Origin of the sequence: Corynebacterium sp. HMSC28B08, from assembly GCF_001806865.1 — a bacterium.
GTDB classification, from domain to species: domain Bacteria; phylum Actinomycetota; class Actinomycetes; order Mycobacteriales; family Mycobacteriaceae; genus Corynebacterium; species Corynebacterium auriscanis.
In genome coordinates, this window is sequence record NZ_KV786165.1 from 92,327 (window position 1) to 118,187 (window position 25,861).

Annotated in this window: 19 protein-coding genes; 9 read left to right on the forward strand and 10 right to left on the reverse strand. The window is 57.5% G+C overall.

Annotation, left to right across the window (positions count from 1 at the left end; translation table 11 throughout):
- Positions 1-24: 24 nt before the first annotated feature.
- On the forward strand, positions 25-1,497 hold the full coding sequence (gene hflX / locus HMPREF3098_RS05070) for a GTPase HflX (protein WP_070434245.1): 1,473 nt from the start codon (positions 25-27) through the stop codon (positions 1,495-1,497).
- 21 nt (positions 1,498-1,518) lie between these two features.
- Entirely contained in the window at positions 1,519-2,835 is a 1,317-nt protein-coding gene (locus tag HMPREF3098_RS05075; protein WP_035112900.1) for a uracil-xanthine permease family protein, read from the forward strand.
- Here the strand turns inward: HMPREF3098_RS05075 and HMPREF3098_RS05080 are convergent.
- On the reverse strand, positions 2,832-3,734 hold the full coding sequence (locus HMPREF3098_RS05080; protein WP_070434246.1) for a DeoR/GlpR family DNA-binding transcription regulator: 903 nt from the start codon (positions 3,732-3,734) through the stop codon (positions 2,832-2,834). The two genes, HMPREF3098_RS05075 and HMPREF3098_RS05080, sit on opposite strands and share 4 nt — an antisense overlap.
- A 110-nt stretch (positions 3,735-3,844) precedes the next feature.
- Positions 3,845-4,669, reverse strand: a complete 825-nt coding sequence (gene lexA / locus HMPREF3098_RS05085) for a transcriptional repressor LexA (RefSeq protein ID WP_083284130.1) — start codon at positions 4,667-4,669, stop codon at positions 3,845-3,847.
- Positions 4,670-4,984: 315 nt separating this feature from the next.
- Here lexA and HMPREF3098_RS05090 point away from each other — a divergent pair, with 315 nt between their 5' ends.
- Complete coding sequence (locus HMPREF3098_RS05090) at positions 4,985-5,422, forward strand: hypothetical protein (protein ID WP_070434247.1); 438 nt, start codon at positions 4,985-4,987, stop codon at positions 5,420-5,422.
- Positions 5,423-5,542: 120 nt separating this feature from the next.
- Entirely contained in the window at positions 5,543-6,004 is a 462-nt protein-coding gene (gene nrdR, locus HMPREF3098_RS05095; RefSeq protein ID WP_070434248.1) for a transcriptional regulator NrdR, read from the forward strand.
- A gap of 47 nt (positions 6,005-6,051) precedes the next feature.
- Here the strand turns inward: nrdR and hrpA are convergent, their stop codons facing one another.
- Positions 6,052-10,134 (reverse strand): ATP-dependent RNA helicase HrpA, encoded by a 4,083-nt coding sequence (hrpA, locus tag HMPREF3098_RS05100; protein ID WP_083284132.1) that lies wholly within the window; start codon positions 10,132-10,134, stop codon positions 6,052-6,054.
- Positions 10,135-10,279: 145 nt separating this feature from the next.
- Between hrpA and HMPREF3098_RS05105 the strand changes: the two genes are divergently transcribed.
- Both HMPREF3098_RS05105 and HMPREF3098_RS05110 read left to right on the forward strand, forming a co-directional pair.
- Positions 10,280-12,376, forward strand: coding sequence for a neutral/alkaline non-lysosomal ceramidase N-terminal domain-containing protein (locus HMPREF3098_RS05105; protein ID WP_070434249.1), 2,097 nt, complete (start codon positions 10,280-10,282; stop codon positions 12,374-12,376).
- A gap of 225 nt (positions 12,377-12,601) precedes the next feature.
- The gene (locus HMPREF3098_RS05110; RefSeq protein WP_070434250.1) at positions 12,602-13,570 is read left to right on the forward strand and encodes a hydrogen peroxide-inducible genes activator; all 969 of its coding nucleotides are present in this window, start codon (positions 12,602-12,604) and stop codon (positions 13,568-13,570) included.
- A gap of 30 nt (positions 13,571-13,600) precedes the next feature.
- On the opposite strand, the gene HMPREF3098_RS05115 is transcribed toward HMPREF3098_RS05110, so the two are convergent.
- Together HMPREF3098_RS05115 and HMPREF3098_RS05120 are read right to left on the reverse strand one after the other, a co-directional pair.
- On the reverse strand, positions 13,601-16,159 hold the full coding sequence (locus HMPREF3098_RS05115) for a DEAD/DEAH box helicase (protein WP_070434251.1): 2,559 nt from the start codon (positions 16,157-16,159) through the stop codon (positions 13,601-13,603).
- 56 nt (positions 16,160-16,215) lie between these two features.
- Entirely contained in the window at positions 16,216-17,364 is a 1,149-nt protein-coding gene (locus tag HMPREF3098_RS05120; RefSeq protein WP_083284134.1) for a PAC2 family protein, read from the reverse strand.
- 199 nt (positions 17,365-17,563) lie between these two features.
- On the opposite strand from HMPREF3098_RS05120, the gene HMPREF3098_RS05125 reads away from it, so the two are divergent.
- On the forward strand, positions 17,564-18,919 hold the full coding sequence (locus HMPREF3098_RS05125) for a DUF4192 family protein (protein WP_070434252.1): 1,356 nt from the start codon (positions 17,564-17,566) through the stop codon (positions 18,917-18,919).
- 50 nt (positions 18,920-18,969) lie between these two features.
- Here HMPREF3098_RS05125 and HMPREF3098_RS05130 read toward each other — a convergent pair whose 3' ends face one another.
- The 5 genes from HMPREF3098_RS05130 to HMPREF3098_RS05150 form a co-directional block, all read right to left on the reverse strand.
- Positions 18,970-19,695: a metal-dependent transcriptional regulator gene (locus HMPREF3098_RS05130; RefSeq protein WP_070434253.1), complete on the reverse strand. Its 726-nt coding sequence runs from the start codon at positions 19,693-19,695 to the stop codon at positions 18,970-18,972.
- Between the two features lie 74 nt (positions 19,696-19,769).
- Positions 19,770-20,753, reverse strand: coding sequence for a sigma-70 family RNA polymerase sigma factor (locus HMPREF3098_RS05135; protein WP_141739678.1), 984 nt, complete (start codon positions 20,751-20,753; stop codon positions 19,770-19,772).
- 204 nt (positions 20,754-20,957) lie between these two features.
- A complete protein-coding gene (gene dtd, locus HMPREF3098_RS05140; RefSeq protein WP_070434254.1) occupies positions 20,958-21,425 on the reverse strand; it encodes a D-aminoacyl-tRNA deacylase in 468 nt (155 codons plus the stop codon).
- A gap of 110 nt (positions 21,426-21,535) precedes the next feature.
- A complete protein-coding gene (locus tag HMPREF3098_RS05145; protein ID WP_083284136.1) occupies positions 21,536-23,167 on the reverse strand; it encodes a N5-glutamine methyltransferase family protein in 1,632 nt (543 codons plus the stop codon).
- Positions 23,164-23,619 carry a DUF3099 domain-containing protein gene (locus HMPREF3098_RS05150; RefSeq protein ID WP_070434255.1) on the reverse strand — a complete coding sequence of 152 codons (456 nt, stop codon included), beginning with the start codon at positions 23,617-23,619 and terminating at the stop codon, positions 23,164-23,166. The genes HMPREF3098_RS05145 and HMPREF3098_RS05150 overlap by 4 nt, the downstream gene beginning before the upstream one ends.
- Before the next feature lie 171 nt (positions 23,620-23,790).
- Between HMPREF3098_RS05150 and HMPREF3098_RS05155 the strand changes: the two genes are divergently transcribed.
- Positions 23,791-24,033, forward strand: coding sequence for a DUF3039 domain-containing protein (locus HMPREF3098_RS05155; RefSeq protein ID WP_035113068.1), 243 nt, complete (start codon positions 23,791-23,793; stop codon positions 24,031-24,033).
- A 66-nt stretch (positions 24,034-24,099) separates the two neighbouring features.
- Positions 24,100-25,821 (forward strand): DEAD/DEAH box helicase, encoded by a 1,722-nt coding sequence (locus HMPREF3098_RS05160; RefSeq protein WP_070434256.1) that lies wholly within the window; start codon positions 24,100-24,102, stop codon positions 25,819-25,821.
- The last annotated feature ends 40 nt before the right edge of the window (positions 25,822-25,861 follow it).

The window sequence follows — 25,861 nt, forward strand, 5'->3', positions numbered from 1 at the left end:
GTAAACGTGCAAAAATAGTACCTAATGACTGAAGAAAGCAAGCTTTACCCCGGCGCTGAGCGCGCTACCGAGGGGGAAAACCTTTTTATCGACGCCACCACGCCAACCATTGGTGAGCTGGATTTGGAAGCACGTTCCTCCCTGCGCAGGCTCACACGCGGAACCAGCACTTACACCGATGAGCAAGCCGACGGTTATGACGTTGAGTACCGCAAACTCCGTCTTGAAAAGGTGGTGCTGGTAGGTGTGTGGACCGAAGGGACCGTGGAGCAAATTGAGGCGCGGCTCGAGGAACTGGCCGCGCTGGCAGAAACCGCCGGATCAGAAATCGCAGATATTACCTATCAAAAGCGAGATAAGCCCGATGCTGGAACGTACATCGGGAGAGGCAAGGTGGACGAACTACGGCAGGTTGTCGTGGAAACCGGTTCGGATACCGTGATTTGCGACGGCGAATTGAGCCCGGGACAAATGATCGCTCTGGAGAAGGCTCTGGATGTAAAGGTAATCGACCGCACCATGCTCATCTTGGATATCTTCGCCCAGCATGCGAAATCCAAGGAAGGTAAAGCTCAGGTTGCTTTGGCTCAGATGGAATACCTCATTACGCGCGTGCGCGGGTGGGGCGGTGCGCTGTCTCGTCAGGCCGGTGGTCGTGCCGGAGCCAATGGCGGTGTGGGTCTGCGTGGCCCGGGTGAAACGAAGATCGAGGCGGATCGTCGCAGGTTGCGTGCCGATATGGCACGGTTGCGAAAAGAGATTGCGGGAATGAAAAAGTCGCGCGATATTAAGCGCGAACGCCGTGATTCTGCTGCGATTGCGCAGGTCGCAATCGCAGGGTATACCAACGCCGGTAAGTCGTCGTTGATTAATGCCTTGACCGGCGCCGGTGTACTAGTCGAAGATGCGTTGTTTGCAACATTGGATCCCACCACGCGTCGTGCCGAATTGGCCGATGGCCGTGCAGTCATCTTCACCGATACCGTTGGATTCGTGCGCCATCTGCCCACGCAATTGGTAGAGGCTTTCCGTTCCACCTTGGAAGAGGTCATGGCCGCGGATGTGGTGCTGCACGTGGTGGACGGTTCGGATCCATTCCCACTGGAGCAGATCGCCGCTGTAAACAAAGTCATCGGCGAAATCGTGGAAGAAAGCGGCGAGCAGGCTCCACCTGAAATTTTGGTGGTCAACAAAATCGACAAAGCTGATCCCTTGGTTCTCGCGGAATTACGTCACCGTTTGAGCGATGTGGTATTTGTCTCCGCGCACACTGGTGAAGGTGTGGACGAGCTCGAAACGCGATTGGAGCTGTTCCTCAATTCGCTCGATTGCCAGGTAGTGCTGCATGTGCCGTTCGACCGCGGGGACGTGGTGGCCCGGGTGCATGAACTAGGCACCGTTTTGTCTGAGAGCTATGACGAAAACGGAACGCGACTAGAGGTCCGTCTCCCCGCCCAGGTTGCCGCGGAATTGGATCAATTCACTATCCGGCAATAACAGCCTTTAGAGTTTGAGGCTGTGAGTAACCATTTAAAATCCCCGGAACACGGCTCCTGGTTTGGGTGGGCCCTACACGGTGACGGCAAGACTATCGGTTTTGGCGAGGTAGTCGCGCCCGAAGAGCGCCTATCGTGGGGTCGCACCATCGGAATCGGAATGCAGCACGTCATTGCAATGTTTGGTGCCACGTTGTTGGTGCCGACCCTCACCGGTTTTCCTGTGAACACCACTTTGCTGTTTTCTGGTGTGGGAACCATCCTGTTTCTGCTGGCCACCCGAAATCGACTGCCGTCGTACTTGGGTAGCTCTTTTGCATTTATCGCTCCATTGACCGCGACGCAAGCGCAGGGAATCGGCGCCCAGCTGGGCGGTGTCATTGCTGCGGGCGCGGTCCTCATCGCTGTAGGCATCGTGGTTACTGCTTTGGGCCGAGGCGTTATCGACGCCGTGATGCCGCCTGCCGTGACTGGCGCAATTGTTGCGCTCATCGGATTGAACTTGGCGCCAACTGCCACCGCCAACGTGGAGAAGCAGCCTCTTATTGCTGGGGTCACATTGTTGGCGATCGTATTGATCACCGTGGCGGGGCGGGGAATGCTGGGGCGCCTCGCGATTTTGCTGGGGGTGACTATTGGCTGGGTGTTCGCATGGACCACCGGTGGCATTAGTAGCGAGTCCCGGGAAGCGATCGCCGCCGCCCGATGGGTTGGACTGCCACAGTTTCACCAGCCCGAATTTCACCTGGCAGCAGTGGCAGTGACCTTGCCAGTAGTGGTGGTGCTCATTGCGGAAAACGTCGGGCATGTGAAGGCCGTAGCAACCATGACTCAGCGCAACCTGGATGACCTGGCGGGGCCCGCGTTGATGGCTGATGGTGCCGCCACTGTCCTCGCGGGTGGGTGTGGTGGAAGTGGCACTACGACGTATGCGGAGAACATCGGGGTGATGGCCGCTACCCGTGTTTATTCTTCTGCTGCCTATTGGGTGGCGGCGACCTTCGCAATCATCTTGGCCTTCATTCCTAAATTCGGCGCCGTGATCCTGACGATTCCAGCCGGAGTTCTTGGCGGGGCAACGATCGTGCTCTACGGCATGATCGGTCTGCTGGGAGTGCGTATTTGGCAGGATAACAAGGTGAAGCTGACTGACCCCGTGAACCTGACGGCAGCGGCTGTAGCGCTCGTTGCAGGCATCGGCAACCTTACCCTCAATGTGGGCTCTATCGCGCTGGAGGGAATTGCATGGGGTTCGGTGGGGATCATCGTGGCCTACCCAGCGATGCGTTGGCTCTACGACCATGTGGGTGAGGGGCAACAAAGTAGACAGCTTGACTAGGTGCCAGGCTGGGCAAAGACCACGTCGATTCCCGAATTTTTGAGCGCCTGTACGTAAGTATCGGGCGCCCCGGGATCAGTCACGAGCATTGATAAATCGTCAATGGAGGCAAAACTGACCAGGTAGTCCAAGCCGAACTTTGAGGAATCGCATAGGGCGACGACACGGTCGGCATTGGTGACCATGCAGCGCTTGATTGCTCCCTCCGCGGCGTCGGGAGTAGAAAGCCCATGTGCCATGGTGAGTGCGTTTGTACCGATGAAAGCGACATCCGCGTGAAGCACACCCAGTTGTCGGGTGGCGATGGGACCAACGACGGCACGGGATTGAGGGCGCACGTCACCGCCGATAAGCAAAATGTCAATGGAGGGCGTGTTTGCCAATCGGTAGGCAATGTGGAGGGAGTTGGTGATCACCCGCAGTGGGGGAAAGTGCGTGGTAGCCCCGCTGTTGGGGGTGGGCGATGAGTGATCCCGGCGGGACTCTGCCTGGCCGGGAGAGATTCCGTCACCGTCTGCGTCGATCAGATGGGGGGCGTTGCCCCTGACAGACTGTTCGGCTAGGTAGTCGGCCAGCACGCCCGTGGTTGTGCCGGCATCGAGAAAAATAGTCGAACCGGGTTTAGGCAGATGCTGTGCGGCTTCTCGGCCGATGGCCAGTTTGGCCTGAATACTAGCTTTCGAGCGGGTTTCCACACTGGTGTATTCAGTGTGGTACTTAGGCACGGGTACGGCCCCGCCGTGTACGCGATAAAGCAGCCCGCTGTCATTGAGGGCGGCGAGGTCGCGACGAATAGTTTCGGCCGTTACGCGAAAACGATCGGCAAGTTCGTTGACTGTGACTCGACCTTGCACCGCGGCGAGGGAGACAATCTGTCGTCTGCGTTCGGTGGATTGCACTCCTGTCGCTCCTTGCTGGGAATATGCCGACTACTTTTGGCCTGTCGAACAAATTCTAGCGAGGTAGTTGAACCCCGGGCGTGAGTGCCGGGGAACGGGGGTGGCGAGTGTTAGATTTTGCGGAGCACGGCGACAACTTTGCCAAGTATTTGGGAGTGCTCGGCTGGGATTGGCTCGAACAGATCGTTGTGGGGGAGCAGCCACAGTCCCTCAGAATCTTTGTGGAATTCCTTCACGGTCGCTTCGCCATCAATCATCGCTGCAACGAAGTCACCAAAGTCAGCGGTGGACTGGGAACGTACAGCGACCCAGTCACCGTTGAGAATGCCCGCATCCCGCATGGAAGCGCCGACAACCTGGAGCAGGAAGAGTTCTCCGCCTCCCACCAACTCACCCGGAAGTGGAAAGTGAGCTTCCACGTTTTGCTCTGCGAGGATGGGGTTACCAGCAGCAATCTGCCCGACAACGGGGACGTAGGTTGCCGCCGGCAGGTTTTCATCACCTTCAGAGAGTTGTTGGCGGCCGGGTTTACGCCCTGGGGTCTTCTTGCCACGCTTTTCATATTCACGAACGTCTACGGCGCGCGGTTTCTTATCCTCACGTCGCAGGTAACCGGCTTCCTCAAGCAGGTTGAGATGGTAGGAGACCGACGAGGTTGACTGCAGGCCGACTGCATCGGCGATTTCACGAATACTTGGGGGATATCCGCGCAAGCTCTTTGAGTTTTGAATCACCTCTAGAATGCGGCGCTGGCGCTCCGTTGGTTGCTTCCGCCCCTGAGCCTTTTCGGCCTTACGATCGGCATCGGATTTTTTGGGTCGACCGCGACGCGGTGGCGTGCTCGCGTTGGGCAATGGGGTGGGGGGCGTAATGGGTGAACTATCGGTGGACGTTGGGTTCGCAGATCGGGGTTTCTGGCTGCCGGCGGGTGACATGGGGGCTCCTAACTTTGATGACTCATCGATTCTTACACTACCGCAGTTGCGGACAGTTTTGGCATAGGTGTTCGAAAAATGTTCGAAAAAACACTCGACAACAATCGAACAACCGTGCTAGCGTGTAAAACGTCGTCATAATAGAACAGTAGAGCGAAAACTTGGTTGTTCGAGGCTGGGTTGTCGCCCCTGGTTCGTAATGTGGCGATCGCAAGCTTTCAGTCGGGTTGTCCGGCGGGCTATGGGCCACCGGATCACCCTTCGGAGCGCTTCCGCTTATTTAGCTAGTGAGAACACTAAGAAAGAGGTTATGACATGTCCACTCCAGTTATTTCTTCCCGTCGTCCCCTAGCAGACATAAACAATCAGCAACGGGGGTATGCGATCGTGGCAGGTCGCCGCGTACCGCGCACCGCAGAAGTGCGGCGACCTCACACCGTTAAACCCCAGTGGGAGCAAGAGGATTCTCGTGGAGGTTCGAACACGCGTTTCGCCGGTCCAGTATTGGAACGGGCACCCCGTAGCGTGGCGAGCGGTCATACCTTAGCCACCTCCCATTGTCGAACGCATTCGAAGCGATTGGGTTTGCTCGAACGTATTCGTCGCCGCACCTTGGCTATAGTGTCGTCTCCGGGCGGAGTTATCATTTCCACCTCGGCTATCTTCCTTTCCATTACCTTGGCGCCGGTGGTAGCCGAAGAGCCCGTGCAGTTGTCGGGAACAGCTCCAGCGCAAATCGCACAGATGAAGTAGGTCGAGGGCAAGTCATAGAGAGTAGGAAAACCGCAGGGGCGGGGGCTCTCAGCAGCCACAGGTTCCGCGTTATACCAGCCCACTGTTCTGGGATTTGGGTGTGGGACTAGCATTAAGGCCGTGTTGTGTCCGTCCTGTAGTTCTCAATCCTCGAAAGTGGTCGACTCCCGCACCGTCGATCACGGCGTGGCGATCCGCCGGCGCCGTGAGTGCAACAAGTGTGCCACCCGCTTCACCACACTAGAACGCAGCATCTTGTTAGTCACCAAGCGCAACGGGGTGACCGAGGAATTTAGCCGCGACAAACTCATCAAAGGCGTTCGGCGGGCGTGTCAAGGTCGGGAAGTGTCCGACGATGCCCTTAAGGTGCTGGCACAACAGGTGGAACAATCCATACGTGCCCAGCACGGATCCCAAGTCCAAGCTAACGATATCGGTTTGGCGATTCTGGACCCGCTACGAACCCTGGACGAGGTTGCTTATCTGCGCTTCGCCTCCGTCTACAAGTCGTTTTCCAGTGCAGATGACTTCGAACGGGAAATTGAATCCCTCCGCGCGCACCGTGCCGACGGCTGCCAGTAAGGCCAAGGCTTGGCCCGTCTAAGCTCTCGGGCCAGCGCGGCACAGCTCTAGCGTATCTTGGCTAGGGCTTTTCTGATGCGTTGTGCCGAAACACTCTTCGTAGTCCCCAACTGCTGGGCAAACAGGCTGACACGTAATTCCTCGATCAACCACCGTACTTCTTTGAGCTGCGGGGAAGCCGCGCGGGCTGAGGGCAGGCGCTTTACTGTTTCAGCGTAGTCCGCCAAGACCGCGCGGACCTCGTCGTCCAAGTCCATCTCGCGATCAGGATCTGAATTCATCATCTCCAGTCGCGCCCTCATTGCGGCGACGTAGCGTGGGACATGTTTCATCTGACTGATTCCGGCGCGTGCGATAGCTCCCGGGCCGGCATAGAAATCCAGTTGCTTCTTCATATCGTCAATTGCTTCGCCGCTCCAACCGTCCAACTCGGTACGCATATCGGCAACAGCTAAAAGGGCAGGGGCCACGGCCACTACATATTGCCGGACTAAAGAGGGGCCCTGTTTACTGGCGACGGCTAGTACTTCCGCGCACTTATCCGGATCACGGATAACGGACCCCGCCTTCGTGAGAATTTCTTTGCAGGCCAGTGCAACTAACGAATCCAGCAGAGGCTCCAATCCGCCGGGAGACGATTCCAGTGCTACACGCTGGCGCAACGGCAATCCCTTAATCATGGTGGCAGGTGCCACCTTGCATTTTTCAACCATCATGTGCAGAACCGTAGAAAACTGCTGGGCGGCTGCTCCATTTGCACTGGGTAGAGCCGTAAGCACGACGGTACCGTCGCTTTCCAGCTTCAGTGCCGGATAAGTGTGTACCGTGTGCCCGTCGATAACGGTTTCAATAGTCTCCGGAATGGTTCCAATACCATCGATTGTCCAGGTATCTTCGCGGGCAAGTACCCCTCCGGTGCCAGTTCCTCCAGAACCAGTTCCCTCAGAGTGACCGGTCCTCTGACCGCTGGGGCGGGTGGTTCCCACATTCTTGGTGCCACGGTCGGCGCCAGAATTGCTTTTTCCGCCACCAGTTTTTGAGGGCTTTTTTCCCGAGTGCACGCTATGCGCCGATGCATCGACCGGGGAGGGCGCGCTTCCACTGCGCTGGCCGGTCGCCCTTGCGGTGGCTTGGGCAATAGCCTGGTTAATCTGCCCGGTCAGGCGCTGTTGCAGCGCCTCCAAGTGACGACCCTTGGCGACGACCTTCCCGCGCCGATCAACTGCAGCGAACTGCATCCTTAGGTGATTCGGCACACGCGACCAATCGAAATCATCCGCGTTGATACCACTCCCGCCTAAGCTACGTAGGGCATCGGCAAGGGCAATATCGATGGGCCCGTCAAAAGGAACCATCCGCTCCAATGCCCGTTCAGCAAAATTGGTTGCCGGAACCACGGACTTGCGCAGCGCCTTCGGTAAGGTCTTGATTAGCGCGACGCACAATTCCTGGCGCAATCCAGCTACCAACCACTGCGTTTCCTCCTGGCTGACGTTCACCAACAGGGGTAGCGGAACCACCATTGTTATTCCGTCGTCTGGATCGCCAGGCTGGAATACATAGCGGAGTTCGAACTCCAGTGAACCCTGCCGCCACGTATCGGGGAAAGCATCGGCGGCAGCGGCCGCTTCCTCTGAATCAATCAGATTGTCATAGGTGAAATCCAACAACTCAGGATTGGTATGCCGCGCCTTCTTCCACCAAGAATCGAAATGTCTCGCGGAAATGATGTTGTCTGGAAGCTTGGCGTCGTAAAAATCAAAAAGCGTTTGATCGTCGACGATAATGTCGCGGCGGCGAGCCTTGTCCTCTAGCATGCCTGCTTCGTCCAACAGCTTCTGATTACGCTTGAAGAAATGGTGGCGTGTGGACCAATCACCCTCCACTAGTGCGTGGCGAATAAACAATTCGCGTGCCAGCGGACGGTCGATGCGACCCAAATTGATGCGTCTATCGGCAACGAGGGGGAGGCCCAATAGTAACACCTTTTCGTGGGCCATTGCGGCCCCCCGTGAACTGGACCAATAGGGTTCGCTGTGGTTGTACCTCACCATATGTGGAGCGATGTCTTCAATCCATTCTGGTGTAACGGGTCCCACCGTGCGGGCAAATAATTGCGATGTTTCTACCAGTTCCGCAGCCATGACCCATTGCGGCGGTTTCTTCGCTACGTGAGAAGAAGGATGTACTACGAAATGCGAATTACGCGCACCCGTAAACTGTCGACTGGTTCCTTCTCGCATTCCAATATGTGTGATCAACCCGGCAAGCACACTGCGATGAACGGATTCCTCATTGAGCGTCGCGGGATCGATTGCTAGGTCTCTTATGTGACGAAGATTTGGAACCTTCCAGGAAAGGTCCTGGATAACCGTGAGTAATTGCCTCACTAAATCCATCCATTCACGCACACGCATGTAGTGTATGAATTCATTTTGGCATAGCCTCCGGAATTGATTTCCAGATAGCTCTCGGCGTTGTTCCTGCAGGTAAGACCACAGTTTTAGAATGCTGATAAAATCTGAATCCGCAGCAAACCGAGCATGGCTTTCATCAGCTTTGGCTTGCTGTTCCAATGGGCGCTCGCGGACATCTTGAATACTCAAGGCTGCAACGATTACCGCCACAGGCTCAAGCACATCGTGTCGATGCGCTGCCTCTAGCATGCGTGCTAGTCGTGGGTCAGTAGGGATTCGCGCGAGGTCCCAGCCTATGTTCGTTAATTTTAGATTGCCGCCTTGCTCTAGCGCGCCCAGTTCTTGCAGTAGGCTCACACCATCCCGGATCGATTTTCTATCGGGGGATTGTAAAAACGGAAATTCTTGAATATCGCCAAGTCCTAGCGCGGCCATGGCTAGAATGACACTAGCCAGGTGGGTGCGCAAAATTTCGGGGTCAGTGAATTCGGAACGGGCTTGAAAATCCTCCTCAGAATAAAGGCGTATTGCTATACCGTCAGCTGTACGGCCGCAACGACCAGAGCGCTGTTTGGCGCTGGCTTGGCTAATTTCTTCAACCGGCAAGCGCTGCACTTTCGTTCGATGCGAATATCGTGAAATACGTGCGTATCCGGTGTCGACGACATAATGAATTCCGGGTACGGTGAGGGAGGTTTCCGCTATATTTGTGGCTAATACAATGCGACGGCGGCCGCCGGGATTAAAAACGCGGTGTTGTTCGGCATTGGATAGGCGCCCGAATAGCGGAAGGATATCTACGCGACGTGGACCCTTGGAGTTGAATTCCGTTTCCAGAGCGTCAGCTGCATCGCGAATCTCGCGCTCGCCCGAAAAGAAGCACAGGATGTCCCCTGGACCTTCCTTGACAAGCTCTCTACATGCTGCCACTAGACCTTCCAGCGGATCGGTTTCCTGCGTGATAATGGCACCCGACTGTTCGTCTAGGTGCTCTGTGCGTAAAGGTCGGTAGCGGATTTCCACTGGGTAGGTACGGCCACTGACTTCGATGATCGGGGCTGGGGATCCATCGGGCGAGCTGAAATGCTCTGCGAAACTCTCAGGGTCGATGGTGGCCGACGTGATGATGAGTTTGAGATCGGGGCGCTGGGGCAATAGTTGCTTGAGAAAACCCAGCAGGAAATCGATGTTGAGGCTGCGCTCATGGGCCTCATCCACAATGATCGTATCGTATTGGCGCAACATGGCATCGTGCTGGATCTCATTGAGGAGCACACCATCGGTCATTAGCTTCACGCTGGTCGCAGGCGCGGTCCGATCATCAAAGCGGATTTTGTAGCCCACGGGCGATTCTGGGTCTCCTACATCGTGGCCCAGTTCTTCTGCGATGCGCTCTGCCACAGTTCGGGCTGCGATACGACGAGGTTGGGTATGGCCGATCAACTTGCGTCGGCCACGGCCGAGCTCCAAGCACATTTTCGGGATCTGTGTGGTCTTACCGGAACCAGTTTCACCCGCAATGATGACTACCTGGTTGTCGCGAATTGCCTCAACGATATCGTCGTGCCGTTCACTAACTGGTAGAGCGGCAGGATAAGTGAGGGCGGGGGTGGGGCGTAGGGGTTTGTTCCGCCGGCTCCGCGAATGACCCTTTTTGCGAGAGCGAGGGCCGGTTGTAGTGGTGTTTTGGTCCTGAGGGTTGGCGGGATTCACCTGCTTAACACTATCAATTGGGGTGAAGTCAATAAAACTTAGGCAATTTAACCACGTGGCTGGTTTTGACTTTCTAATATGTGTTCCAATCCATAAGTATTTTTGGGAAGCTATGTCTTCTCTACGAGTCCCCAAGGAGCTTGCTGTGAGCCACCGTTGTTCTTCCGATTCAGCGCCCTCAGTTTTCCCTGTGTTCGAATCCGAGTTGAGTCGCCGTAAGTTTTTCGGAGGGCTAGCAGCGGTTTCCGGAACGGTCCTGTGGGCTGGCTCTTCAGAAGGTCAACAGGGTGTTGCCAATGCCGAACCGCGGGCAACCAACCCGTCCGCTCCCGGCCTGCACGTGGGCCGGGCTATGGCTGATATCACCGGCGAACCTTGGGGTGCGGGTTTTAACGGCTATGCCGTATTGGAACAAACGGCAGTGGGTATTCAGCGCCGTCAGTACGCTCGAGCGTTCATTTTTGCCGACGAAGCCAATCCGGACAACCGGGTCGTACATGTCACTGCGGACATCGGTTTGATGTTCCAATCGATCCAGTTGGAAGTGCTGCGCCGTCTGCGTGGTCGTTTCGGAAGCTTGTACGGGGAGCACAATGTGCTCATTACCGCTACGCACACCCACGTTGCGCCGGGTGGTACGTCACAGCACCTCATGGTGGATCTCACCACCGCGGGATTCCGGCCAGTCACGTTTGAAGCTACCGTCAAGGGTGTAGTGGATGCCATCGAGCGAGCCCACGAAGATGTCTCACCAGCGGATGTCACCATCGCCGAGTCCACCGTCGAAGATGCAGGCCGCAACCGTTCACGTCCGGCGTGGGAAAAGAATCCAGCTGAAGACAAACTGGTGAACCCGACCGGGGTGGATACTCGCAGCGTCACCGTGCACGTTTCCAAAAACAATCGCCCGGTGGGCTTGATCAACTGGTATTCCATTCACCCCACTAGCTTCTCTAGTGAGTATCAGCACATCGCCTCGGACAATAAGGGATATGCCGCATGGGCCACGGAAGAGGCTGTGGGCGTTGACCATCGCTATCCAGACAAAGCCGAATTCGTGGCTGCTTTTGCCAACGCAACACCCGGTGACATCACACCAAACCACGGACTGGTGCCAAAATCGGGACCTGGCAAGGACGAACGTGAATCCGCGAAGATTCTCGGTGAGCGAATGATGGAAGGTGTCGCCAAGGGTGGAATGGGTTCGGCGATGGGCAAGGGCGGCATCGATGTCCGGTATCGCTGGGTCGATTGCACCACGTTGACTGTGGATGGGAAATGGACTCCCGATGGCGAGCCAGGTGAATTAGGTCCAGCGATTCTGGGTGCGGCATTCGCGGCTTCTTCCCAGGAAGATGGCGGGGGTGAACCTGCGTTGGGTCTGAATGAGGGCGAGCGGGGCGGAACCCCATGGGTGAAAGCCCTGAATGAAGTCACCGTCCCACCGGGGGTTGCCAAGATTCACGGGAACAAGGAGATTTTGCTTCCACTGGGCTACGTGCCCGGAATGATTCAGCAGACCCACCCGTTCTATATCCACCGGATCGGCGGGTTGGTTCTGGTCGCATTGGGCTTTGAACCCACCATCACATCCGGCCTGCGCCTACGCCGGACGGTGGCGGATGCTCTGGGCGTCGATACATCTGCAGTGGTCGTGCAGGGGTACACCAACTCCTATGGTCACTACCTCACCACACCAGAGGAATATCAAACCCAGAACTACGAAGGTGGCGCGACAATCTTCGGCGTGAACCAGTTGCCCGCATTCCAGCAAGTTTTCCACGATCTGGCGGTCGCGATGAAGAATGGAAAAGACGTGGAGGCAGGTCGACCAGCCGGTGACCTCACTGGATTGATCCCTAAGTCCTTGAAGGGGAATCCGTGGTTGGATACCCCGCCTGCAGGCAAGAAATTTGGCGAGGTGTTGAAAAAACCTGATGTGGTTAAGGCGGGTGAAATCCTTTCAGTGGAGTTCGTTGGCGCGAATCCAAACAATAATCTACGCCACGGCGAAGGCTATCTCACCATTGAAGATCCATCTGGAAAGGTAATTGCCAACGATTCTTCTGAATCCACGTTGCTCACGTTCGCCAACAACTTCTCCACCACAACCGCGACCGTAGAATGGAACACCGCGGAGGTGAAACCAGGGGAGTACACTATTCGCTACCGAGGAGATTCGCGGGCGTTCCTCGGCAAGGTCACGCCATTTGAGGGGGTGGCTCAGGTAACTGTTTCCTAGTACTGGTGAGAGTGCCGGGGCAGGCTATTGCGCTGGTTCCCGCAGTTTTCTGTGTCCACAGCAGGTTGCGATTCGTACAATGGTAGCCTCGGTGGCCCCGAAAAATCCGAAAATGGTGAACAGAATTAGCCCAGGCATAACGAATGCTTTTGAATGCCCCTGCTGCAAATCTATCGTTTCCCCAGATTAAGCAAATGTGGGGATTTGTATTGTAAGCTAAAGCATGTGTCTACCAGAGAATATCGCCCTACAATCACGCAGCTCCGTACTTTCGTCAGCATTGCAGAGTACGGGCATTTCGGAACGGCCGCATCCAACCTAGGGATTTCCCAGCCGTCGTTGTCGCAGGCACTGGCAGCTTTGGAGACCGGTCTGGATGTTCAGCTCATCGAACGATCTACTCGTAAGGTTATCGTCACCTCCACCGGTGAAGAGCTGCTGCCTTTGGCCAAGGCGACGTTGGCTAGTCTCGACGACTTTGTGACCAGAGCGCACGGCGCACAAGGTGGCTTGGAGGGAGGGATCTCTATCGGCATGATCCCTACCTTGGCGCCCTATATCCTTCCCGAGTTCTTAGCCGAGACCAGCGTTAAATTACCTACGTTGCAACCGGTGGTGACGGAGGATAAAACCGAAGCTCTGCTGGATAATCTGCGTTTTGGGAAGTTCGATCTGGCGATTATTGCCAGCCCCGATACCACCACGGGGCTGAAGTTCGAGCGTCTCTTCCTGGAAGAATTCGTGCTTGTGGTTCCACAGGGTCACCAGCTGGCCGGACGGCGAGATTTGAAGGTCTCTGACATCCCCCAGGACGAACTGTTGCTGCTGGACGACGGACACTGCTTGCGCGACCAGGTACTAGACCTATGCCGCACTGTGAAAAACAGCGGCGAAGTTCGAAACCTAGCTCGGGCAACTAGCTTGAATACGCTGATCCAGTTGGTGGCCGCGGGGCAAGGTATCACCCTCATTCCGCTGAGTTCAATCACATCTGAACATCGACGTCCCGGGGTGGATTTTGCCACGTTCGCGGGTGGGGCCTCTGTGGCTGGTCGACAAATGGGCTATGTATTCCGTACGAGTAGCGCGCGGGGCAGTGATTATGCAGAGCTGGGCAAGATCATCACCGTCGCATTCGATAGGGCCGAGAAAGCATCGCGAGAGTTGCTGGAATCCACGATGCAGGGCCGGTAGGGCTGGCCCATCTAGGCGCCTCGGCGGTGCCTAACCCGCGATGATTTCCAACTCGCGTAGACGCACTTCACCGGCCTCGTCGGTCGCATTGAGATCCACTGTGCCGCGCAGCGACCAACCGTGATCCCCCTCAGGATCGTCAAAGATTTGCCTCACGAACCACAGCCCTGCTTCCTCGCCCGTTCCCGGCCGGATGGAAATCAAATCGCCGGAGCGGGCATTGGCGTCCACCCCCAGATCGGCATACTCATCGAAGTAATCATCCATCGCAGCCGGCCAGTCCGGTGGGTTGTCTAAGTAGGAATCCATCTGCTCGAGAGCCTCCTCCCGCTCGAACGCGAACAGTTCCACGTGACGGAAGAAGTGGTTGCGCACCATGCGGCGCAAGGCGCGGGGATTGGCGGACAGGAGGTTGGGATCCGTCACACCAAATGCGTGCTCTTGCACCTGTTCCTCGGTCAGTGCCGCGTTCTCATCCCCCATCTGGGCCCACTCGTCGATGAGGGAAGAGTCGATTTGACGAATTAACTCACCGAGCCAATTCAGAATATCCGCGAGTTCATCAGTGCGGTACTGCTGCGGAACCGAATGCTCGAGGGTCCGCCACGCATCCGTGAGGTAACGCAACACAACCCCTTCGGCGCGGGCGAGGCCGTAGGTTGCCACGATGTCACTGAAGGTCATAGCCTTCTCAATCATGTCGCGCAGAACCGATTTGGGGCTGAGCTCGAAGTCTTTGGCCCACGGATTGCCCTCGCAGAAGGTTTCGAAGGCTGCTTCCAATTCTTCCGCCAGTGGCTGTGGCCACGTGATGTCTTCCACGATGGCCATCCGGTCGGTGTAGTCCACACCTTCGGACTTCAAGGCGGCGATCTCTTCACCACGGGCCTGCTTTTGCTGAGCAAGTAAGATGGCCCGCGGATCATCTAGCACTGCCTCAAAGGTGCTGATCACATCCAAAGTGAACGTAGATGAATCGGGATCTAGCAGTTCCAACGCGGCCAATGCGAAGGGGGACAGCGGCTGGTTGAGGGCAAAGTCGCGTTGCAGATCCTGGGTGAGCCGTGCGTCCTTACCCGAGGGTGTTTTGGCCTTGAACTCCTCCACAATGCCTGCGTTCACTAGCCCGCGGTATAGTTCAATCGTCCGCATGATTGATGCATTTTGCTTCGCGCGCGTGTCATGATTGCTGCGCAGGATGTGGTACAGGGAACCGTAGGTCCATTCTGGGCGAGCTACAAGGTTGAGCAGCATGGAGTTAGACATGCGGAACTGGCTAACTAGCTGCTCTGGTTCCGCCACCTTGAGGCGATCAAACGTTTTCTCGCTCCACGTCGCCCGCCCCTCAGGCGCGGCTTTCTTCCGGATCTTCTTGATTTTCTTCGGATCTGAACCGGCGCGCTGCCGAGCACGGAAGTTCTCGATCTCGTGTTCCGGCGCTTGCACGACTACCGTGCCCTCAGTGTCGAAACCCGCGCGCCCGGCGCGCCCGGCAATCTGGTGAAATTCGCGGGACTTCAGGACGCGGTGGCGAATCCCGTCGTATTTCGTCAACTCCGTCATCAGCACCGTGCGAATAGGCACGTTGATGCCCACGCCCAGCGTGTCCGTTCCACAGATGACTTTGAGCAACCCTTCCTGGGACAGCTTTTCAACGAGGCGACGGTACTTCGGCAGCATTCCAGCATGGTGCACACCAATGCCTTTACGAAGCAGTTTGGACAGGGTTTTGCCAAACGTCGTAGTAAACCGAAAGTTACCAATGCCGTTGGCGACAGCATTCTTCCCCGCATCATCCAGCAGGGACATACTGGTGAGGGCTTGGGCGCGCTCAATCGCTTCACGCTGCGTGAAGTGCACCACGTAAATCGGTGCTTTACCTTCTGCGACCAGTTCGGCGATTGTCTCGTGTACGGGGGTGTAGACGTAATGGAAGTCCAAGGGGACCGGGCGCGTAGAGCCCGTTACGAGGGTACTGGTGCGTCCAGTGCGCTCAGTTAGGTCCTCTTGTAGTGGCGCGGTATCACCCAATGTCGCGCTCATCAATAAAAATTGGGCCTGGGGCAGTTCCAACAGGGGAACTTGCCACGCCCAACCGCGGTCGGGCTCACTGTAGTAGTGAAACTCATCCATCACTACTTGATCGATGTGCGCATTCTTACCTTCGCGCAGCGCGATATTGGCCACGATTTCGGCGGTGGCGCAGATGATCGGCGCTTTGCCGTTGACGGTAGCATCGCCGGTCATCATGCCCACGTTTTCGGGTCCGAAGGTTTGGCAGAGGTCGAAGAACTTTTCGCTCACGAGAGCTTTGATCGGGGCCGTGTAGAAACTCCGCTGGCCCCGAGCCATTGCGATGAAGTGCGCGGCGATAGCCACCATTGATTTGCCGGATCCCGTGGGGGTAGCGAGGATGACGTTGTCCTCCGCGACCAGCGCCGTCGCGGCGTCTTCCTGCGCGGGGTACAGCGTGATTCCGCGGTCCCTTGTCCACCCCAGAAAGGACGCGAGAATCGCATCATCGACCAAGCTTTCGGGAACTTCATCGAGGTCGGGCAAAAGCCTAGCGAGATCAGATGCAATGGACACAGGGGCTTCAAGCTTCCTTTGGTTTGGGTGTTCACGGCACGCCACGGGCCATTCGGCTAGGCGTTGCCGTCCTCACCGTCGTCTTTTTCACGGCTGTCGCGGCCTTCTTCCGGTTGTTCCCCAGCGCCCTTGTGGGGGTCGACGCCACGCTGTTCAGGGGCGTCGGATGAACCATCCGTCTCGCCGCGTGCGACATTGGCCAAGAAGGCCTCCAGCTCAGCGCCGATTTCGTCACCGGTAGGCATTGTTTGGCCAGGTTGCAGCAGGGTATTTTCCTTGCGTCGACGAATCCGCTCCGCGTTCGCGTCGTACTGCTGCTCAAGAGCCTGTACTACGGTGCCGATCTCGGCGGATTCCTCCACTTGTTCGGTTAGCTGGGATTGCACGCGCGCAATGTCACTTTCCAACGCTGTCAGCGGGAGCTTGCGCCCCGTAACTTTACTTACTGCTTCTAGCAGGTTGTGCGTGGCTTCGGGGTAGTCACTGGCAGCGATGTAGTGGGGCACATGCGCGGTGAATCCAATGGTTTCAAAGCCGTGGCGGGACAGCTTGAGCTCCGTGTCGAGAGCCGCGGCCCCAGGCAAGATCATGCGGGAATCCCAGGTGTGGTAATCCGCCGTTAACTGGTAATTAGTGGAGTGGGCAGAGATCACGAGGGGACGGGTGTGTGGAACGGTCATGGGTGCCGCGTACAGCGTGACCACCCTGTCAACGTTGAATTTGCGAGCCAGTTCCAGCACCGCATCAGAAAATGCGCCCCACTTCAGATCCGGTTCCGGACCGCTGAGAAGCAAGAACTTCTGCCCCTCGGTGTCTGTCACTACGTCGAGTGTCAGCGCTAGTTCCTCACGGTCAACGACCCGGGAGTGATCCATGGTCACCCCTGGGCGACGAGAGCGGTAATCCACTAGGTCATCCACGCGGAACTTTGCCAGCGGCTGGCTATCGAGTGCCTGCAGCAGGTGGGTGCCTGCATTATGCACCGCTTGGCCGGCGTCCGCATATCCCTGCAGGGCGATCATCAGCGGCAAAGTGGCCGTGGTGTCGGCGGCCTCGTGATCAACCTGAGGACGTTCTGTCGGGTTGGAAAGCGAGGTGTTGAGCTGCGATTCGAGCTGAGGAGTGGCACCCCCTAAAGGATTTGGGTACGCCAAATCGTATAGCTCTCGGCGCTGGCCATCAGATTGCGGAAAATTCTCGGGCATCGTGCAGCACTCCCTTCACACGCGATACCTTTGCTACAGCCTACCAAGGTGGTTCGAGCTGCGGATTCATGACCTGCGCAACGGCAGAAGAAAAATTCTTATCCACATCCCCGCTGCTATCCACAGGGTGCAGGGTGGATGCCATGATTCTTCTGCTGTGTGCCGGAGTTAGGTCCACGACCTCACCGACAATGCTGGCATGACTTCATTCAAAGATTTTGCAGACATCCTTAACAACCGACTGGAGCGTGAAGGTATTCCCGCTGGCCAATTGGATGACTCTTCCGGGGCGTCCACGCACTCGCGGACGGTCAACTTGGGTTCGGATCCGGGTGCTTTGTTGGCATCTCTCCCGGCGCTCTTAGGCTTCGTTCCAACCCAGTCTCTGGTGGTGGTGGGTTTGGTACCCACAATGGCAGGTGAGCCGGCGCGGATGACAGTCGGGCCCGTGGTCCGCGTGGATTTTGATAAAGGGGCGGTTCGCGAAGGCGTGCAGACACTGATCGAGGCCATGCAATCTGACGATGGTATTGACCTGGAGGCGTGCGAAACCATCTTGATCGGCATTGGCTCTCCTGGGAAGAAGCGCAGTCGAGCGATGGCACAGGCACGCGGGATCCTAGAGGAGCACTACCTCACGATCAACGGTCATTTCCTCGTGAAACAACTCGCGACCGGGGCGATTTGGCGCGAGAGCAACACAAACACCAGTGGCCATGTGGGCAGCATTGATGATAATCCGCTGCAGAACATCGCCACCCTGGCTGGAGCCTTGCGTTTGAACAATCGCGATGAAATGGAACATTGGTTGGATCAGCGAGAAGATCCCTTGGACCTCTTGGCACAGCGATGCTTGCTCGGATGTCAATTGGAAGAGGCTGAAGAGTGCAGAGCGGAAAGCCACGGGTTGTGTTCGCAGGGCCCTGGCGATGTGGACGACGTGGTGAGGCTCTACGAGACGATTGCGGCAGTGAAAGAAGGAAAGCGCTCTGTGGAGGATGCGTGCGACGACGTTGATGTGCTTACCCGCGTGACGTATCTGGCGCTTAGCGAAGTCCTACACACCACCATCATTGTGGCGGGCGCAGGGGTTAACGCACCCATCGTGCGGGAAATACTCGCCGCCGCTGCGCGGCGGACCGAGGCCACCCCGCGCTGGCGTTTAATGGCGCTTTTGGCCGTGGTCTTGGGTGGAAATGACGAGGGTACCGTTGCTTTTTCCACGTTACTGCGCACGATGAACGAACTGGACACGGTGTGCGAGGACGATGCCGTCACGGTGGGCCTAACCATCAGCGCGCTCGGTGCTCACCATCGGGGAAAAACCCGTGACCTCCTGCGCCTAGCTTTGGAACGCGGAACTCATGTGCTCGCCGCGTGTCACGATGAGCTGACCCTAGCGGTAGATCTGGGCGCCAGTGTGGATGAATTCCTATCTGATTTCGACGCCTGCCTAGATATCCTCGACATCGAATTCCTGAAGGGAGCCGGGGCGTTCGACGGAGATGGGGGAAACAACAACGACATGCGCCCCGAAAAACGTCGGGGCGCATGATATGAGCATCCGGGTAGTTGAGCTAGCCGAGTTCGGCGGAAAGCGGCCGATTAATCCAGTGGCTGCACCCGCAAAGCGTGGCTAATATCCTCCGGAATCGTGAGACTGCCTTGGGCGTTGGTGACCGTAAGGTTGCCGTCCTCTGCGGACTGCAAGGTCACTTCGCTGCCTAACGACATGTTGAGTGCTGCCATCTTGGCCATGATTTTGTGCTCGACTTGGACGATTTCGTTGACGGCCAAGATGATCACGCGGACTTCTTTGCCGGTATCGATATCAGAAGCTCGAACGGATTCCCGCTCCCGAAGTGCTTTCACACTGTTGTTGAGTTGGTCCAGGCGATCATCTTCGGTATCGGGAACGAGAGCTTGAAGTCCTGGAATGGGGTTACCGAAAGGGGAGGTGGTGTATTCGGTCAGAACCTCTACGAGGCGCTGTTCCACCTCGTCACCCATGACGTGTTCCCAGCGGCAGGCCTCATCGTGGACCTTCTCCCACGGTAGCCCGATTACGTCCGTGAGCAGGCGTTCTGCCAGACGGTGTTTACGCATGACGGCAGTGGCAAGCTCGCGACCCTCAGCGGAGAGCTTCAAACTGCGATCCCGTGCGATGCTGAGCAGACCATCGCGCTCCATACGCGCAACAGTTTGGCTCACTGTTGGCCCAGACTGGGCCAGACGCTCTGCGATGCGTGCGCGCAGTGGGGGAATGCCTTCTTCCTCCAATTCATAAATCGTGCGCAGATACATCTCAGTGGTATCAACCAAATCTCGCACTTGCGATATACCTTTCCGAGTCTTCGAAGAGAGGGGGAGTTAACCTACCTATTTAAGATACACAAACACTTGCTCTAGATAGCGTATTCGCGGAGCTTGGCAGCGCGATGCCCCTCGCGCAGCTTGGCCATAACCTCGCGCTCGATCTGGCGCACACGCTCGCGGGAAAGACCGAAGCGACGGCCAATCTGATCCAAGGTGCGAGGCATGCCGTCATCCAAGCCGTAGCGCAGTTTGATGACGTCCTGCTCGCGTTCCTCCAACGTGCCAAGCACGGCGCGGACGTCGGAGTGGCGGAGGGATGCCACAACCGCCGCCTCGGCATCTGTGGCATCGGAATCCTCGATGAAGTCACCCAGCGGCGCCTCTTCATCGGAACCCACCGGCATGTCCAAGCTCACTGGGTCGCGGGATTGTTTCAACAGCAGCTCAATCTTGGATTCCTCAATGCCCGATTCCTCCGATAGCTCCTCATTGGTGGCTTCGCGACCTAGGTGCTGGTACATCTCCCGCTTAATGCGAGAGAGTTTGTTGACCTGCTCCACCAGGTGTACCGGCAGGCGGATCGTACGGGACTGATCTGCCATACCGCGGGTAATGGCCTGACGGATCCACCAGGTGGCGTAGGTAGAGAACTTAAAGCCCTTGGTGTAATCGAACTTCTCCATCGCGCGGATCAGTCCAAGGTTGCCTTCCTGGATGAGATCCAGCAGTGGCATTCCACGGCCCGTGTAGCGCTTCGCTAAGGACACAACGAGGCGTAGGTTGGCTTCTAGGAGGTGGCTGCGGGCAGCCTTACCCTCACGGGCTAGGATCTTCAAGTCACGCTTGCGGGCACGGGTGAGGTCCTTCGTGTTCTTTAAAAGGTGCTCTGCATACAGTCCGACCTCAATGCGCTGGGACAGCTCCACCTCGTCTTCTGCAGTCAGCAGAGCAGTCTTGCCAATGCCGTTAAGGTAGACGCGCACTAAATCGGCAGAGGGGTTTTCGTTATTTCCCCGACGGCGACCCTTATCCTCGGATCGTTCGTTGTCGCGATCGTCGGCTTCGCCCGCCATGTCGTCATACATGGAGTTGCTCATTACGCTGATCTCCTCCTGGAGAAGCTCGGTGAAAAGAAGACATTGACTTCGTTAAGTCTCTAATATTTCGTTAGTTTCTACATCGTCAACGGACAAGTGGTGCGAATTGTTCCGATTTAGGTTGAACCCTGCGCCCAGATGTACCCCCTTATGGGGTGTGTTGGCCGTGACCAGCAATTTTTAAGTCTCTACGAGAACGGTAAACGGGCCCTGGTTCACGGATTGCACCGCCATATTTGCCCCAAACTGACCCGTGGCTACGCAGATGCCTCGCCGGCGGAGTTCGGCCACTATCTTCTCGATGATGGGTTCGGCCTCCGGACCCGGGGCGGCATCGGACCATGACGGTCGTCGGCCTTTGGCGGTTCGCCCCATGAGAGTGAACTGGCTGACGACCAACACGCTGCCACCGATTTCTTCCACCGAAGTGTCCCGGGATCCCTCCCAGTGATCGGTTGCTGTCTGCGCGGGATCGGCGGGAAACAAGCGCAATTCCGCTATCTTCCGCGCCATCGTCTCCCAGCTGTCCGGAGCATCGTCTCGACCCGCACCGATCAGCGCCAACAGCGCGGGACCTGTGACCTCCGCGATTGTTTGGCCGTCCACTGTGACACTCGCTTCGCTCACCGTTGAGATTATTGCCTTCATCTGTCTTTTTTTCCTGTTCGCTCTAGCTACGCTGGTTCCCGATCAGCACTAGTCACGCTGGTTCCACATAAATTCTGGGTCCCCGTGCCTTAGCCACGCACGTCGGTGCGCTATGCACTCTCCGTCGCCGGCAGCAAGAACCCGTGCCTGATCAGGTCGGTGATGATGGGCATGAGGGCGTCGGTAAATGCTGCCTCGTCCAACCCGTGCACCGCGCAGTATAGTCCGGCGACATCTCGCAACTTCAGGCCCTGGGGGTTTAATCCGCTGATCACGGCGCGGACGTGCTCATCGATCTCGTGCGACCACGCAGGCCCCTCTGTCCGGCTCAGTCGCAACGCGTATGGGGTAAAGCCTTGGCCTTGTTCCACATCAGCCACTTCGATGTGCTCCACAGCGACCCCGGGGCGTATGGCGTACGTGGAATCCAGCAGATCCGCGCGATCCGTTGCGGCCAGCCACTGCATACGGGCAAACCACTCGTGGACCTCGTAGCCTAGAAACGTGCCCGGCGGCAGAGGTTGGTCCAGGACCTCAAAGGTCATGTCCGATGGTTTGGAATCTGCAATCCGTTCTAGGTGTACGTAACCCATTCCGATGCGTTCCACTTCGTGGGCGCCCAGGTAGTCCAACCATTCATTCACACGCGCGCGACCTTCGCTGCTTCGGGTATCGACTTCCTCATCGGCCAGCCACGTGGTCACGTAGTCCGCTACGCTCACCAGTTCCCGTTGCACTACCCATGCGCGCACACCGTGGGTGGGTAACCACGCGGATACTCGCTGGGCCGCAGATTCCCCGTCCGCTAGCGCCCATCCCGTCAACAGGTGCGCCCGGCCTCCGACCCGCAAGTATTCGGGCGCCTGACCAACCACCAGCGCACTGGCGCCGTCTAATTCCATACCGGACTCGCGGTATGTCTTCGCCTGATCGCGGTGCGGCGGGGCCATGACGAACGGCGGATTGCTGACAATCACGTCGAATTCGCGCCCATGTACTGGTTCAAACCAATTGCCACACAGCCATTCCACCTGCGGAGCGGTAGTTGCGCTGTCGCCACTTTTATTTTCGACGCCCCGCTCTGCCACCTCTCGCCCCGCTCTGGCAAAGGCGAGCGCTCTGCTGGAAATATCCGTGCCGGTCACCCGAAGGTGCGGATAGTTGGCTGCGAGGACTGTAGATAACACACCTGATCCACACCCTAGGTCTAGGACTTCCGTCACTGACCCGTGAGATTCTGAATCGGGATGTGGAGTCTGTGGCGGTATGACGTTCAGCAGGGACATGCTGGCGTTTCCCGCCCCTGGAACATGGTCACTGGTTCCCATCTGTACCTCAGCGGAAGCATCGGGGTCGCTGACCACGAGAACCTCGGTTGTGCCGTGGGACGCGACAACGACCGGCCGGATATCCACCTGCAGACGGCCGTGGGCAATCACGCCGGTGGCCAATGCATCTGCGGTTATACCTGGGCCCAGCACCAATTCCCATTGGGAACGGTCTAGTGGTTCGCGCAGGAAACAGCCCAAAATTAGGTTTCGTTCCCTGTTTCGTTCCCCGTTGTCCATGCGCTGTGCATACCATTTGGCGGCAGCGTAATTATGGCCGTGGGCGGCGGCCAGGCCTCGCTCTCCGAGGACTTGGGAGACAAGCTGCGAGTCATAACCCAACTGCTGGACGTGATCGACAACTCGGTTGAGGGTTTCGAAGAAGTGGTTGTCGTTGTACATGGAGTGGGTCACTCGTCATCCTCCACAGTGATGATTTCCTTGCCGGCATTGGATGCGCTCTCAGAAGATTCCAGGACATGCTGGGGATCCGCTGCCGAGCGCACCCCTCGGTTGGCCTCCAGTGCCTGGCGGTTGGCACGCACAACGGCGGGCTTGTAGATTTTCCGTTCTTGCTTATCTACTTCGCCAGTTTCATTGGCCAGCAAGACAGCTGCCCAGGGGAGAGGCAGCGAAATCAAGGCGATGGCCACCGCTAGAGCCACATTGTTGGTAAGCCACATGGCAATGCCTGCGCCTGCCAAAACCGGCAAGCGCAGCAGCTGCAAAGTCGCATATACCCGGCGCCTATGGTGCCACCCTTCCAAGCGGGAGCGTTTGGCGTCGGTAATAAGGGTGGCAGTAGACTTGCCACGCCGAGTAAAGCGAGGCGCCGAAGCTGCACTGCGTTTGTTCTGAGCTGCCATGCAAACAACGCTAGTCCTTCAGGGGCCAGTGCATGCCTTCAGGGGCAGAGCCGGTGCGACTGGTCCCAACCTCGGACTGCTACTGGGGCGGGGAGGGGGATCCAACACAGCCGCGTGCGCTCTTCATCCCTAGTTGGAAAATGGGTGCGTTCAGGGGCACAATGGGTCATTGTGAGTAACCCAAGTACAACCACCATTGAGCGCCCCGATGTGCGCACCGAGCAAACGACAGACGACGATACCCCGAAGTTTTTCCACTACGTGAAGAAGAACGAGATTATTGAGTCTGCCGTGGCTGGAAAGGTCGTTGTGGCACTGTGCGGGGAAACCTTTCCGGTACGCAAACAGGCGAAGCCCGGCAGCCCTGTGTGCCCGGATTGTGAGCAGATTTATCAATCCCTGCGCAAGCGCTAGAGGCCTGAGCGCCGGCAGTACCCGAGTGCTGCACGATTAACGACCACAACTGACGAGAAAGAAGCGATGAAACACCTCCGCGCCTGGCAGCAGGAGGCACTCGATAAATACATCGCTGAACAACCTAAAGACTTTCTAGCAGTAGCTACCCCAGGGGCGGGAAAGACAACCTTCGCGTTGACCTTGGCTCGGCTATTGCTGGAAACCCGCGTGGTTCAGCGACTGGTAATCGTGGTGCCGACCGAACACCTCAAGGTCCAGTGGTCTCACTCTGCCGCGGCACAGGGAATTGCGATCGACGCTAATTTCACGAATTCCTCACCATTCAATAGGTCCTACCAGGGAGTAGCCGTCACGTACGCCCAGGTGGGAATGAAACCCACCAAGCACTACCAAGTCGCCACCGCCCAAAAAACGCTGGTGATCTTGGACGAGATCCACCATGCAGGTGATGCTAAAAGCTGGGGTGATGGGGTGCGCTTGGCGTACGCCCATGCGGAACGGCGCCTGGCCTTGACTGGTACACCATTCCGTTCGGACGACGCGCAGATTCCTTTTGTGCGCTACGAATCCGTGGATGGAGCAGAAGGTGCGCTGCAGTCCAGCGCCGATTACACCTACGGGTATGCGGAGGCCCTCAAAGACAAGGTCGTGCGCCCCGTTGTGTTCCTGGCGTACTCCGGCCAAGCCCGCTGGCGCAATAGTGCGGGCGAGGAGTTCGAGGCCCGACTGGGCGAGATCCTCAATCAGGAACAAACCGCGCGGGCATGGAAAACGGCCCTGGATCCCCGCGGTGATTGGATCCCGGCCGTCCTGCACGCTGCACACACACGCTTATTGCAGTTGCGCCAGCACACCCCCGATGCCGGCGGCCTGGTGATCGCCACGGATAAAACCACGGCGCGCGCGTACGCCAAGATCCTCGGGACCATTAGCTCTACCCCCGTGACCGTGGTGCTCTCCGACGAAGCGGGGGCCTCGGATCGTATTAAGGAGTTTTCGGACTCCATGGACGAGTGGATGGTCGCGGTCCGCATGGTTTCCGAGGGTGTGGACGTGCCCCGCCTGGCGGTGGGCGTGTACGCCACCAGTTCGTCCACCCCATTGTTTTTCGCACAGGCCATCGGTCGTTTCGTGCGTAGCCGCCGCCCCGGCGAGTCCGCCTCCGTTTTCCTCCCGAGCGTCCCGGTGCTGCTGGACTTGGCGTCGAAAATGGAACGGCAGCGTAACCACGTGTTGGGTAAGCCAGACCGCCCCGACGAGGGATGGGATGACCAGGCCTTACAGGATGCAAACCAGGAAAAGAATGAACCTGGCGATGAGCGCGGTTACGAATCTGTCGGCGCCGAAGCCGAGTTGGACAGCTTGATTTACGACGGCTCCACCTACGGCACCTCCACCGTGGCGGGTTCCGAGGAAGAACAGGCCTACCTGGGCCTTCCCGGTTTGTTGGACGCCGATCAGATGCGCACGTTGCTCAAACAGCGCCAGGCCGACCAAGTGGAGGCACGGGCCAAGCAGCAAGAAGAAGAACGGCGTCGCAAAGAAGCGATAGCCAATGCTCCCGAAGGGTCGGGAGCCAACCTGCACAGCCAGCGCGTAGCCAGCGAGGAATTGCCGGCCCTGCGTAAGGAACTCAATGCCCTGGTGGCGATGAAGTCCGCCCGCACGGGCAAACCGCACGGGCAAATACACAACGATGCCCGCAAAAATTGCGGGGGACCACCTACCGCGCTGTGTACAGCGCAGCAACTGCGAGATAGAATTGCATATTTGCGGGACTGGTGAGGAATCCCACCGCACCTTATTTAGAGCATCTTTAATGCGT

Excerpts from the sequence above, each read along its gene's own strand:
- hflX (WP_070434245.1), top strand. The coding sequence starts at position 25 with ATGACTGAAGAAAGCAAGCTTTACCCCGGCGCTGAGCGCGCTACCGAG.
- lexA (WP_083284130.1), bottom strand. The coding sequence starts at position 4,669 with ATGTCACCCGCCGGCAGCCAGAAACCCCGATCTGCGAACCCAACGTCC.
- HMPREF3098_RS05090 (WP_070434247.1), top strand. The coding sequence starts at position 4,985 with ATGTCCACTCCAGTTATTTCTTCCCGTCGTCCCCTAGCAGACATAAAC.
- HMPREF3098_RS05120 (WP_083284134.1), bottom strand. The coding sequence starts at position 17,364 with ATGCCCGAGAATTTTCCGCAATCTGATGGCCAGCGCCGAGAGCTATAC.
- HMPREF3098_RS05125 (WP_070434252.1), top strand. The coding sequence starts at position 17,564 with ATGACTTCATTCAAAGATTTTGCAGACATCCTTAACAACCGACTGGAG.
- HMPREF3098_RS05135 (WP_141739678.1), bottom strand. The coding sequence starts at position 20,753 with ATGGCGGGCGAAGCCGACGATCGCGACAACGAACGATCCGAGGATAAG.
- dtd (WP_070434254.1), bottom strand. The coding sequence starts at position 21,425 with ATGAAGGCAATAATCTCAACGGTGAGCGAAGCGAGTGTCACAGTGGAC.
- HMPREF3098_RS05150 (WP_070434255.1), bottom strand. The coding sequence starts at position 23,619 with ATGGCAGCTCAGAACAAACGCAGTGCAGCTTCGGCGCCTCGCTTTACT.
- HMPREF3098_RS05160 (WP_070434256.1), top strand. The coding sequence starts at position 24,100 with ATGAAACACCTCCGCGCCTGGCAGCAGGAGGCACTCGATAAATACATC.